Below are 12,164 nucleotides of genomic sequence, written 5' to 3'. Positions count from 1 at the left end.
GGTCCTAGGTGTTGCCCCATGCCCCGCCGGCACTGCCCAGCAGCGGTGCCATTGCGTTCCAGCGCGCGATTTCGCAGCCGTCCGTCCGCCTGAAAATGGAATTGACAGGGCGGCCATGGAAGATTCCAGTCACCACGGCCACCTGCGGCCCGCCATACTGCTGCGTGCACAGGCGTGGTGGTCCGGGCTTGGGAAAAAAGATGTCCTCGCCGTACTTCTCCACGGCTGCGAGGGCAGCTTCGGGGTCCGGCAGCGTGCTCCCGGGCTGGTTACGTCCGTCGTCGGCTATGAGCCGAAATACGTGCTCGACGGCGGCCGGATCCTCCTTGAGCCTGACGGTGAGATCGATCATGCGGTCACGCCGGGAACGGTCGGGGACAGCGCGTCCAGCGCAACGGCCAGCCTCTCGCGTAGGGCTGCTGCCTCGGTGGCGAAGGAGCGCTGGTGCTCCACGTAGGCTGCCTTCCCCTGGGGCGTCTCGATGGGAATGGCCGGATAGCCCCACTCCGTCAGGTCGTAGGGAGAAGCCTGCATGTCCATGGCGCGGATCCGCCAGGACAGCTCGAAGCATTCCATCACCAGTTCGCTGGACAGGGCCGGCAGCAGCTTGTAGGCCCACTTGTACAGGTCCATGTTGGCGTGGAGGCAGCCCGGCTGTTCCTGGTGGCGCTGGCTGTCCCGGCTCGGCGCAAACTCATTCAGCGGAACGGCGTCCGGCGTATAAAAGCGGAAGGCATCGAAGTGCGTGCAGCGGATCCTGTTGTCCTCCACCACCTTGTCAGTGCCGGCCGAACCCAGCCGCAGCTGGAGGTATTCATGGCGCAGGTCGAACTTGTCCTGGCGGTAGACCATCGCCCATTCGTGCAGGCCAAAGCAGCCGAACTGGGCCGGGCGTGCGGCGGTCCCCCGCACGATGATGCCGGCAAAGGCAACAGCCTCGCTGCGTTCGGCAAGAAAAGCGTCCCGGTCAAAGGTGACCGCGGTGCTTCCTTCCGGCAGCCCCAGGAAGGCAAGCTCGCCGTCGTCGAGCGTCCTGTAGTGCTTCCAGGCCGTACGTGCGGCCGCTGCCCTGCCCGCCAGGACGTACCCTGCGCCGGGGTGCCAGCGCCGCAGCTGGCCCGGTTTCTGGGTGTAGTAGGTGAACAGGAAGTCTTCCACCGGGTGCTTCTTGCCCGCAGACCTGCGGGCAAGGTAGGGGTCGGCGTAGCGGCTGACGCGCTGGTGGTGGGCCTCCTCCATCGGCCGCCAAACATCCGGCGCCAGAAGCTTAAGCTCCACCGGCGGCACCCAGGACATCCTTCGCAGCGTCCCAGGCGCTGATTTCGCATCCGTTGGTGCGGGAGAAGGCAGCGTCTACCGGCACGCCGTCCACAACACCTGTCACGGTGGCTTTCTGCGGGCCGCCGTACTGTTCAGTGCAGGCCCGGTCCGTTGCCGGAGCGGAGGGGCTTAACAGCCCGGCGTTTTCCTTCAGCGCAGCGCAGGCCGCATCAGCGGCCGGGTGGACGCTTTCAGCGGCAGGGACACCGTCGGCGCAGACCAGGGTGTAGCTGGTCTCCGGTTCCCCCTCGGCTGGAACGACGATGATGGCAAGTTCGGCGTTACCCTTGCCCGGTCCTGACGGCGCCGGCGAAGGTTCGGGAGCCGGGGCAGGGACGGAGGTTTCGGCGTCGGCAGACGGGCTGCCGGACGGCTGCGGGGAACTGGTGGCGGAGGATGAGGGAGATGCGGAGGGTCCGCCGGTCGGGGTGCTGCCGCCCTGGCCCGGGGAACAGGCCGGGAGCAGCGCCGCTGCCAAGAGCAAGGCAAGCGACTGGACCTGAATTCTGCGGGTGGAGAACATTCCTGCGGGCCTCGCCCCTGTGGAGATCGTGCTGGACATCATGCTCGTGGGCGTCCTGCCCGGGGATCGCGGCCTTCCCTTCATGCCGCTATTCTACTGCCGGTCCTGCATCTGGCCGGTGTTGGAGGTGGCCGCAATGAGCCCCATCATGGCCGCATGCAGTTCGCCGACCTGGTCCCTGCTCAACCCCAGCCGTTCCATCATGGTCCCGGGAACGTTGAGCGCCTCCTGCCGGAGCGCGGCGCCTTCGGGGGTCAACTCGACGGCAAGGGCGCGCTCATTTCCGTCTGCCCGCCGTCGCGTAATCAGGCCCGCGGCCTCAAGCCTGCGGAGGAGCGGGGAGATGGTGGCCGGTTCCTGGGCGAGGGCCTCGCTGATATTCCGGACAGTCCGGGGGCTCGCTTCCCACAGGCACAGCATCACCAGGTACTGGGGGTGGGTCAGGTTCAGCTTCTCCAGCACCGGCCGGTAGGCGCCCACAACGCTTCGCGCCGCCACCGTCAGGGCGAAACACAACTGGTGTTCCAAAAGCAGGTCCTCGTCCTGCCCCTGGTCACTGCCCGTTGCCGTTGTCATGGATCCTCCGATTGTTAGTGCACTAATCATTAGCGTACACTTTCAGCGGTAGGCATGTCAGGTAAGGAGCCAGTTTCATGGGTAAGGGCAACTCAGCAGGCAAGGAAAACGCTTCGCAGCGCTTCATGCGGGCCACCGGCAGGCTCCGGGCCATCTTCGGCCCCGCGAACCGCTCATCCCTGGGCCACGCCATGACGGATGAAAACCGCAGGCTGCTGGCCCAGCGGGAAGCTGAGACCCAGCAGTGGGAGACCGTGAAGCGGCCGGACGGCAGCACCTACGTGGTCCCCAGGAATCCAGAGGACAAATCCCTTCGCTGACCCCGGCAATGCTGTCCTGGCCGGGAGCCTTTTCCGGCCCGCAGGCATAAAATAAGGGCACTGGCTCCTGCCGGCAGGAGCGCTTTCCCCGATGTCCGGGAAGGGGGTGGAAACAGTGGCACATGTACTCAGTGGTTTCATGAATCTCACCGAGAGGCTGCGGTTCGTCTTTGGCCCGGCCACGCGGCTGGACCCGGATACGCCTGTGGTCCACAAGCATGACGCTTTCGAACAAGCCTCGGAGGAGGACCTCTCGCACTTCGTCGTGGAAACCGATTCGACCGGCCATCACTACGCTGTGCGCCGGGAAGACCTCGAGAAGGAAAGCTGAACCGCCGGCTCAGGCCGGGGCATCCCAAACGCAGGAAAGCCGGGCTTCCTCCGAATATCGGAAGGAGCCCGGCTTTCCCGCGCCTGCGGCGGCCCGGCTTGGGGCCCTGGCTTGCCGGCCGTACTAGCGGCCGGTGCCGCCGTAGACCGTCGCTTCGTTCTCGCTGTCCAGGTCAAAGGCCTTGTGGATGACGCGCACAGCCTCGTCCAGGAGATCCGCGTGGGTCACAACGGAGATGCGGATCTCGGAAGTGGAGATCATGTTGATGTTGATACCGGCGTCGGAGAGCGCTTTGAAGAACGTTGCCGAGACGCCGGGGTGCGAGCGCATGCCTGCACCGATGAGCGACAGCTTGCCGATCTGCTCGTTGTACTCGATGCTCTCGAAGCCGATCTGGTCCTGCGCCGCATGGAGGGCCGCCAGCGCGTCGGCGCCTTCCACGATGGGGAGCGTGAACGAGATATCCGTCCGGCCCGTGCCGTGGGTGGAGACGTTCTGCACGATCATGTCGATGTTCGAGTGGGCGTCGGCGATGACCTGGAAGATCGCTGCCGCCTTGCCCGGAATGTCCGGAACGCCAACAACCGTGACCTTGGCTTCGGAACGGTCGTGCGCGACGCCGGAGATGATTGGCTGCTCCAAGGCAACTCCCTCTTGTGTGGTGATCTTGTCTTCGGCGCTGGGGATGACCCAGGTGCCTTCGTGCTGGCTGAATGAGGAACGGACGTGCAGGGGAACGCCGAACCTGCGGGCATACTCCACGCAGCGCAGGTGGAGGATCTTGGCGCCGGACGCTGCGAGCTCCAGCATTTCCTCACTGGAGATCCGCTCGATTTTCTGGGCGGAGGGAACTACGCGGGGATCGGCGGTGTAGATGCCGTCCACGTCCGTGTAGATCTCGCACACGTCCGCCTCGAGGGCCGCCGCCAGCGCCACGGCGGTGGTGTCTGACCCGCCCCGGCCGAGGGTGGTGATCTCGTTGGTGGCCCGGCTCATGCCCTGGAATCCGGCCACAATGGCGATGTTGCCCTTGTCCAGCGCCGTCCGGATCCGGTGGGGATCCACATCGATGATCCGGGCCTTGCCGTGGATGCCGTCAGTGATCATGCCGGCCTGGGAACCGGTGAAGGACTGGGCGGAGGCGCCCAGTTTATTGATGGCCATGGCCAGCAGCGCCATGGAGATGCGCTCGCCGGCGGACAGCAGCATGTCCATTTCGCGGGCCGGGGCGGAGTCTGTCACCTGGGCGGCAAGGTCCAGGAGTTCGTCCGTGGTGTCACCCATGGCGGAGACGACGACAACCACCTCGTTGCCGGCGGCCTGGGCGTCCACCACGCGTTTGGCAACCCGCTTGATTCCGTCCGCGTCCGCCACGGAGGATCCGCCGAACTTCTGCACGATGAGCTGCTTTGTCACCGCACGGCCGGTGGGCAGCCCCTGCGGCTGCGTTGCGTTGTGCACTTCGGTAGTGGGCGTACTCATGCGCGTACCTTCACTGGATCGGTAGGAGTTTGGAGGCCAGGCAGCCTGACGCCTGGTCGGCGCGACTTCTCCCCACAGTTTATCGCCGCCCGCTGCCGGGGGTTGAATTGTGACCATTTCCGGCCGGCTAAGCAGCCCCGGGAGGGCAGGGACGGCGTAGGCTCAGAGCGTCAGAATGCAATGACTGTGGGGGCAGGTGCAGATAGATGGCAATGATTTCTGAGGTACCGGGAGATTCGGGCGGGCCGGTGTCCGACGACGGAATATCGGCACTGGGTGTCAGCCGAAGCTTCGGCGCGGTGCGCGCCGTCGAGCACATGGACTTCAATGCTCCGGCAGGGAAGGTGACCGCCCTGATCGGCCCCAACGGCGCCGGCAAAACGACGCTCCTGCTGATGCTTGCATCGCTGCTGGCGCCGGATGAGGGGACCATCAGCGTGGCAGGCCTGGATCCACTCCGCCACCGCGCGCAGGTCAGAAGGCGCCTGGGCTGGATGCCCGATACGTTGGGCGTGTGGGAGTCTTTGACCGCCCGGGAGATCCTGACCCAGATGGCCCGTTTCTACCGGCTGCCGGCCGAAGGCCTCGGGCAACGGGTGGCCACCATGCTGGAAAGGGTGCGGCTGGACGATCTCGCGGACCAGCCGGCACGGGTGTTGTCCCGCGGGCAGCAGCAGCGGCTGAGCCTCGCCAGGGCACTGATCCACGACCCTTCCGTCCTGCTCCTTGACGAGCCCGCCTCGGGCCTGGACCCGGGCTCGCGGGTGGAGCTTCGCACTATGCTGCGGCAGCTGGCGGCGGAGGGCAAGGCCGTGGTGGTCTCATCCCACGTCCTCGCTGAACTTGACGAGATCGCCGACGGCGCAGTGTTCGTCAACAAGGGCCGCACAGTCCGCCAGCAGACCACGGCGGAAGCAGCCGCCGCGGGCCGGCGGTACGCGATTTCCGGATCGGATCCGGCAGCACTGGCCGCAGGGCTAACGGGGCTGGGAATGGCGTTCCGCGTCGAGGATGGCCGCCGTCCGGGCGTGAGCCTGGTGCTGAATAACGACGGCGATGCGGAGCGCCTCCTGCGGGACCTGGTGCTGGCCGGCGTCGGAATCATTTCCTTTGCCCCCGCCAGCGGGGCCCTTGAAGAGACCTACATGAACCTCGAGGGGGAGCGGCAGTGAGCCAGGCAACCGACAACAGGCAGGACACCTCCGGAAGCGGCGCATCAGCCGCCTATCTTGCGGGAATCAGGAATGTGGTGGTCCTGGAACTGAAGCAGCGCCTGCGTTCGCGCGGCTGGTACATCATGCTGGCCATCTGGTTTGTCCTGACCGGTGTGGTCACGCTGCTGACGTGGGCCAGTTGGAACGCTTCCCAGGCTGCCCAGCGGGCGTATGGAGGCTATGTTCCGCCGGAGCAAGCCGGCCCGGGTTCCATGATCTTTGAAGTGGTGCTGGCATTTGTCTTGTTGTTCGCATTGCTGGTGGCGCCCGCCTTGTCCGCCAATGCCATCACCGGGGACCGGGCGGGCGGCACCCTGGCGATCCTGCAGGTCACCCTGCTCGAACCCGGCCAGATCCTGTGGGGGAAGTTTTTTGCCGCCTGGCTGGCAGCCCTTGCCTTCCTGGTGGCCAGCGCGCCGTTCCTGATCATCGGTGTGGCTCTTGGGGGAATGACGCCGGGTCACGTGCTGGTGGCACTGCTGATGCTGGCCGTTGAAGTGGGAATCGTATGCGCCCTGGGCGTAGGGATTTCAGCTCTGGCCGGGCGGCCCTTGTTCTCCATCGTGGTGACTTACCTGGCGGTGGCCGGGCTGGTTTTCGGCACGCTGATTTCCTTCGGGCTTGGCACAGGCCTGGCCCAGGGCACCGTCATGGCCAACAACCCGCAGTACCGCCAGTACGCACCTCTGGAGTCCGGGCCGTTTGGGCCGGAGTACACCTGCTCGGGCCCGCTCCGGGAACAGCCTGCCCTCCGTACCGAGCGGGTTGCCTGGCTGCTGGGCATGAACCCCTTTGTGGTGGTGGCCGATGCCATCCCCTACCGCGACCGCACAGCGCAGACGGGTTTCGCCTCCGTCGGGACCATCGAAGGAATCAGCCAGGGCGCCCGGCAGGCCATGGCCGGCCCGGACGGCACCGTCCCGTGCGCCAACGGACTGGTCCAGCCGCCATACCTGGGGCAGAAAACACCGCTGTGGCCGCTTGGGCTGGGGCTTCAGCTGGTGCTGTCCACCCTGCTGATGTGGCTGGGCTGGCGGGCGCTCCGGACGCCAGCGCACAAGCTGGCCAGGGGCGTGCGCATCGCCTAGTCCGGCTCTGGACAGCGCTGGCGTGTTGGGCAACGATAGGACCCAGCCGGCACGTTCGCCGGTCTGAGCCGGGGCTGGGGCCTGTCCGTGGAAAGGCGGGGCTTCCCCATGGCCGACGACGACCAGCCTGCTGTGCATCCAGCCCCCGAACCCTTTTACGAACCGATAGGCGCGAACCCCGGCGGTACGGGCAGCCCCAGCTGGGAGGATGACGACGACGGCGGCCGGGAACAGGTGCGCGGCGGCCGGCCGGGCATGCAGCCGGCGTTGGCTGATGTGGTCCGCAGCATCCGTACCGCCAGGTTCTGGGCGCAGGCGGGCGGCGCTGTCTTAGGAACCTGGGCTGCTGCCGCCGCCGCCGTAGTGATGTTTGCGTCGCTGGGACAGGGGAGTGGCGGGTACAACGCCCCGATGCTGGTGTACGCGCTCGCCGCAACCCTCGTGCCGTCCGTCGCGGCCTTTCTCGCGGTGGCCTGGGGCATGCAGTGCCATGGACAAGCTGCCGCAGCCCGGGAGCCGGCCGTGGGCGGCAGGATCCTCCCGGCGTTGCTGGCCACCACATTCCGTGGGCTCGTCCTGGCTGCCCTAACGTTCTGCGTACTGATGCTGCAGTCGCTGGCGGCCGGCGGATCAGGCGCTGTGGCGGCAGCTGCTGCCGGGGTCACCGCTGTTGAGGGCGCCGTTTTCGGCGCCGTTGGAGTGGGGGTGGCGGCTGCGGTTCGGAAATCGGGACCGGCCCGTGTGGCGGGCTGGGTATTAGCGGGAATCCTGGTGGCTGGCTCGGCCGGTGCTGCTGCCGCCCTGGTGCCGTTGGTCCGGGCGGTGGAACCAGTAACCGTCGCTATGAATGTGCAGTGGGGGCCCGCCGGCACACGCCAGGCCTACGAGTGCTCGGGAGTCCCGGCCGGCGCAGCCGAGGTCTACCATACCGAGCGCATCATGTGGCTGGCTGCCATCAGCCCGTCGGTAGTTTTCCTGGCGCTGGGCGCTGACGCCGATCCGGCCGGGGCTGTCCTGGGATGGGTGCCGGCAGCCATTCAAGAAGCAGGGGACGGCACCCAGGTCCCCTGTGTGAACGGGGAACCGCTGACCAGGGATTCGGCCCGGATGCCCTTGCCTGTGGTGGGAATTGCCGGCCAGGCCATAGTGGCTGGAGCGCTGCTGGCCGCCGGAAACAGGGCGGCTGTTTCGCGCCGGCGTCCGCGGCCCTGACGCAGGCCGCGCGTGTGCCTCGTGCCGCGCTTACCCGGGCCAGGGTCAGGGCCAGGTCAGGTGAGGGCGTTCCGGCGGCCCTCGAACGCCCTGCCAAGGGTGACCTCATCCGCGTATTCCAGGTCGCCGCCCACCGGCAGCCCGGAGGCCAGCCGGGTCACGGTGATGCCGATTGTCTTGAGCATACGGGCCAGGTAGGTGGCAGTGGCCTCGCCCTCAAGGTTGGGGTCGGTGGCGATAATGACTTCCTGGATGGCGCCGTCATTGAGCCGGGTCAGGAGCTCGCGGATGCGGAGCTGCTCGGGTCCGATGCCCGCAATGGGGTTAATTGCGCCGCCCAGCACGTGGTAGCGGCCCCGGAACGACCGCGTGCGTTCCACGGCCAGGACATCCTTTGATTCTTCTACAACGCAGATCACCGCCGGATCCCGGCGCGGGTCACGGCAGATGTTGCACAGTTCCTGCTCTGTGACGTTGCCGCAGACGGTGCAGAACTTGACCCGTTCCTTGACAGTCGTGATCGCTTCAACCAGGCGCTTCATGTCCTGGGGGTCAGCTTCGAGGATGTGGAACGCAAGCCGCTGGGCGGATTTGGGGCCCACCCCCGGAAGGCGTCCGAGCTCATCAATCAGCTCCTGGACAGCACCTTCGTACACGTTTTCCCCTTAGTTTGGGATGGATTGCGGGCAGGGCAAAGACTTGGAGCGGGGCCCCGTTTTACCGGGAACCGTCAATATCGCGGTGTGATGGGACTTCCGTCGGGGGAGCGCTCCTCAATCAGCTTCCCGCCCAGAATACGCTCCACCGCGGCACGGCCGAACACGCCGGACTCTTCGATCGTCTCATCATCTGCGCTCGGGATGTCCTGGACATAGGTGGCAGCAGCTGCCGCGGCACGGGCCGGGGCCTTGGCGCGGCCGGCTTCCGCTTCAGGGCTGTTGGAGAGTCGCTGGTAAAGGCTTTGCCGTGCCTGGGCTGCGGCAGCCGAGGACGGCTGAGGAGCCTTGGCCGGGACAGCCTGGGTTGGAGCGGCTGCGGGAGCCGGGGAAGCTGACGCCATGGCGTACTCCGGCGCCCGCGCGGTGTCCGGTGAGGAATTGCCCCCGCCCGGTTCCTCCGTTCCAAACCGTCCGGCGCCTGGAGATGGTGAAGACGGAGCCAGGCCCCAGTCCGGCTCCGGGCTGGCGCCGGCCCTCGTGACAGGGATTGAGGGTGGCACCTGGGCGGTGGCGGGCTCGTAGCGCGGTGTGGCAACCGGCCCGGTTGGTGCCTCGTCCGGCGCCGCCGGGGAGGCTGCCCTGCCCACGTTGCTTTCTTCGCCGACCACCCAGACCCCGGGGGCCTGTTCCACGGCGCGGGTCCAAGGATCATGCGGTGATGCAGCCGTGCTGGCGGCAGCATCAGGCCCGTGAGGCTGGACGCCCGGGACGTCAACGGGGCCGGAGGTGGCCGGCGACGGCCCCTTTACACCGGAACCGGTGCCGGGGGTGCCCGACGGGCCTGAAGCGGCCGGCACTCCCGAGGGCCGGGACCGGTTGGACGGGGCCCAGTCCAGGGGAGGTTCTTCGTCCAGAGGCGGAGCGTCCTCGTCCCTGGCCGGACCCCAGTCGTCGTCGGAATATGAATAGTCTTCCTCCACGGCGGCGCGGGGCACCGAAACCGGGGCGGAGCCTTCGCCGGCCGCGACCTGCGCAGCGGGTTGTCCGGATGCGGGCCGCACGGCGCCGCTTCCGGGAAGCGGGGCCGAAAGTGCCGCGGCTGCTGCCTGGGCCGCCACGCCTTCCGGCGCAACGCCGTCGGCCTGGCCCGGATCAGCCGGCCCCTGCCCAGGACGTGCCTTTTGCTGGTATTTTGCGTCCGGCACAGACTGCTGCGGGCTCGCGGAAACGGGCCCGCCTGCGGGGCCCGGCTGCCGTGCGGCATCGCTGCCCGTCGGGGCAGAAGCCGGTGCCAGCCCCCAAGCGACGTCAGCCGAAGTTGCCGACGCCACCCGGCTGGCGGGCACTTTTGGGTTTGGGTCAGAGCTCGCCTGCGTGCCGCCACCGGCCGACGCAGTGATTTGGCAGTCGATGCCTACGGTCTTGTGGATGGCCTGGCGCAGATTCTCCGAATGGTCCGCCCGGCCGAAGGCTCCGGCAAGTCCGGACGTGGTGAATGCAAGGGTGAGGCTGTGGCCGTCGAAGGCAGCAACCTGGGCATTGGGTTCAACGAGCGCCCAGGTGCTGCGCTTGATTTTGGACAGGGTCTGCAGGACGTCGGGCCAGGCGCGGCGCAAGACCTCCACGTCCCCCATGGGTCCGGGTGCAGCGGCGGGCGCCGGCGGCGCGGACGACGTCTCCGTCTGGCCGGTAGACGGGGATTCTTTGGGCTCGGAGGCGGGCTCCTGGCCCGAAGCCTGCGCCGGGCCGGTTCCCGGGGTCTGCATGGCACCTTGCGCCGGACCGGACGCAGCGTCCGGCCCCACCGGGGCCTGCGGCGAGGCAAAGCCCGGGTCGCGTCCGGCTGGACGATCCGAAGAGGCGGGCGACGGGCGGTTCCCGGCCGAATCTTCTACCGGCCAGTCGCTGGTGCTGACCCGCGGGGCGGTCAAGGGAGAGCGTGGTCCGCCGACCGCAGGGGAAGCCTCCCCGACGGAGCCCGCTCCGGCAGCTGCCGGCGTGGCCGGGGCGCTGGGCGCCGGGCCCGCAACGGCCGGAGCTGCGGGCGCCGCTTTCGCGGCATCCCGAGCCGGACCATTGGCACCGGCGGCGCCAGTTGAAGATTCAGGAGCAGAGGGCCTTGTTTCAGGGGCAGGGGCATTGGACGCCGGGAGACGGGGTGCCGGGGGAGCGGCAGGGGCGGCGGCCGGTGTGGAGCCGTCCGCACTTGACCCGGCGGGAGCACCGACGTCGTTCCCGGCGTAGTTCAGCCTGCGCTCCACGCGGTCTATCCGGGCGGCCATGCCGCGCTCGTTTTGCTCCGAGCTGGGCAAAAGGATCCGGGCGCACAGCAGCTCAAGGTGCAGCCGCGGGGAGGTGGCGCCGGTCATCTCGGTCAACGCGGTGTTGGTGACGTCCGCGGCGCGAGACAGCTCGGCCGCCCCCAGGTTGTGGGCCTGGTTCTTCAGGCGGGCAATCTGGTCCGCGGGCATGCCGCGGAGAATGGTCTGGGCGCTTTCAGGCATCGCCTGGACGATGATGAGGTCGCGGAACCGCTCCAACAGGTCCTCAACGAAGCGGCGGGGATCATGGCCGGTTTGGATCACCCGGTCCACGGCACGGAAAACGGTAGCGGAATCAGAAGCGGCAACGGCCTCGACCACGTCGTCGAGCAGTGAAGCGTGGGTGTATCCGAGCAGCGCCACGGCAAGTTCGTAGTCCAGGCCGTTCGGCCCGGCGCCCGCCATCAGCTGGTCCAGGACGGAGAGCGAATCACGGACGGAGCCGCCGCCGGCACGGATCACCAGGGACAGGACGCCGGGGGCCACCGGGACGTTCTCCTGGCTGCACAGGAGCTCCAAGTAGGCCATCAGCGGTTCCGGCGGCACCAGCCGGAACGGGTAGTGGTGGGTGCGGGAGCGGATGGTGCCGATGACCTTGTCCGGTTCCGTGGTGGCGAAGATGAACTTGATGTGTTCGGGTGGTTCTTCCACGATCTTCAGCAGGGCGTTGAAGCCTGCGGACGTGACCATGTGGGCCTCGTCAATGATGAAGATCTTGTAGCGGTCCCGTACAGGTGCATAGGTGGCCCGCTCACGGAGGTCCCGGGCATCGTCGACGCCGCCGTGGCTGGCGGCGTCAATCTCTATGACATCCAGCGAACCGGAGCCGCCGCGGGCCAGCTCAACGCAGCTGGGGCACGTGCCGCAGGGGGTGTCAGTGGGGCCCTGGGCGCAGTTGAGGCAGCGCGCCAGGATCCGGGCCGAGGTGGTCTTGCCGCAGCCCCTGGGGCCGGAGAAGAGGTAGGCGTGGTTGACCCGGTTTTTCCTCAAAGCCGTCATCAGCGGCTCGGTGACATGCTCCTGCCCGATAACGTCAGCAAACGAATCCGGACGGTATCTGCGGTAGAGGGCGGTAGTAACTGTCACAGAGAAAACCCTACCAATCCGGGCCGACATCC

12 protein-coding genes are annotated in these 12,164 nt (G+C 67.5%); 5 read left to right on the top strand and 7 right to left on the bottom strand.

The annotated features are described in order from the left end of the window. Window positions 1–4 precede the first annotated feature (4 nt). From GK109_RS07105 to GK109_RS07090, 4 genes are all read right to left on the bottom strand, one after another. On the bottom strand, window positions 5–352 hold the full coding sequence (locus tag GK109_RS07105; RefSeq protein WP_157239338.1) for a serine protease inhibitor: 348 nt from the start codon (window positions 350–352) through the stop codon (window positions 5–7). Next, entirely contained in the window at window positions 349–1,296 is a 948-nt protein-coding gene (locus GK109_RS07100) for a 3-methyladenine DNA glycosylase (RefSeq protein ID WP_157239336.1), read from the bottom strand. Before GK109_RS07100 ends, GK109_RS07105 begins: the two co-directional genes overlap by 4 nt. Continuing rightward, entirely contained in the window at window positions 1,268–1,843 is a 576-nt protein-coding gene (locus GK109_RS07095; RefSeq protein WP_157242732.1) for an SSI family serine proteinase inhibitor, read from the bottom strand. Before GK109_RS07095 ends, GK109_RS07100 begins: the two co-directional genes overlap by 29 nt. Window positions 1,844–1,936: 93 nt before the next feature. Continuing rightward, window positions 1,937–2,419, bottom strand: a complete 483-nt coding sequence (locus tag GK109_RS07090) for a MarR family winged helix-turn-helix transcriptional regulator (protein WP_157239334.1) — start codon at window positions 2,417–2,419, stop codon at window positions 1,937–1,939. A gap of 77 nt (window positions 2,420–2,496) precedes the next feature. On the opposite strand from GK109_RS07090, the gene GK109_RS07085 reads away from it, so the two are divergent. Further along, window positions 2,497–2,739 carry a hypothetical protein gene (locus GK109_RS07085; RefSeq protein WP_157239332.1) on the top strand — a complete coding sequence of 81 codons (243 nt, stop codon included), beginning with the start codon at window positions 2,497–2,499 and terminating at the stop codon, window positions 2,737–2,739. Window positions 2,740–2,854: 115 nt separating this feature from the next. Next, the gene (locus tag GK109_RS07080) at window positions 2,855–3,070 is read left to right on the top strand and encodes a hypothetical protein (RefSeq protein WP_104999594.1); all 216 of its coding nucleotides are present in this window, start codon (window positions 2,855–2,857) and stop codon (window positions 3,068–3,070) included. Window positions 3,071–3,193: 123 nt separating this feature from the next. Here GK109_RS07080 and GK109_RS07075 read toward each other — a convergent pair whose 3' ends face one another. Next, entirely contained in the window at window positions 3,194–4,552 is a 1,359-nt protein-coding gene (locus GK109_RS07075; protein WP_157239329.1) for an aspartate kinase, read from the bottom strand. Window positions 4,553–4,758: 206 nt separating this feature from the next. Between GK109_RS07075 and GK109_RS07070 the strand changes: the two genes are divergently transcribed. The 3 genes from GK109_RS07070 (at window position 4,759) to GK109_RS07060 (ending at window position 8,066) form a co-directional block, all read left to right on the top strand. Next, window positions 4,759–5,724 carry an ABC transporter ATP-binding protein gene (locus GK109_RS07070; protein WP_231754814.1) on the top strand — a complete coding sequence of 322 codons (966 nt, stop codon included), beginning with the start codon at window positions 4,759–4,761 and terminating at the stop codon, window positions 5,722–5,724. Continuing rightward, window positions 5,721–6,854, top strand: coding sequence for an ABC transporter permease subunit (locus tag GK109_RS07065; RefSeq protein WP_323057718.1), 1,134 nt, complete (start codon window positions 5,721–5,723; stop codon window positions 6,852–6,854). Before GK109_RS07070 ends, GK109_RS07065 begins: the two co-directional genes overlap by 4 nt. A gap of 108 nt (window positions 6,855–6,962) precedes the next feature. Next, complete coding sequence (locus GK109_RS07060) at window positions 6,963–8,066, top strand: hypothetical protein (RefSeq protein WP_231754813.1); 1,104 nt, start codon at window positions 6,963–6,965, stop codon at window positions 8,064–8,066. 56 nt (window positions 8,067–8,122) lie between these two features. On the opposite strand, the gene recR is transcribed toward GK109_RS07060, so the two are convergent. Both recR and GK109_RS07050 read right to left on the bottom strand, forming a co-directional pair. Further along, window positions 8,123–8,722 (bottom strand): recombination mediator RecR, encoded by a 600-nt coding sequence (gene recR, locus GK109_RS07055; protein ID WP_050056466.1) that lies wholly within the window; start codon window positions 8,720–8,722, stop codon window positions 8,123–8,125. Window positions 8,723–8,796: 74 nt separating this feature from the next. Then, a complete protein-coding gene (locus GK109_RS07050) occupies window positions 8,797–12,162 on the bottom strand; it encodes a DNA polymerase III subunit gamma and tau (protein ID WP_157239327.1) in 3,366 nt (1,121 codons plus the stop codon). Between the last annotated feature and the right edge of the window lie 2 nt (window positions 12,163–12,164).

Source organism: Pseudarthrobacter sp. GA104 (genome assembly GCF_009741265.1).
In the GTDB taxonomy this organism is placed as follows: Bacteria; Actinomycetota; Actinomycetes; order Actinomycetales; family Micrococcaceae; genus Arthrobacter.
Note: the sequence above shows the minus strand (reverse complement) of the source record. Positions and strands in the feature narration are given on the sequence as shown.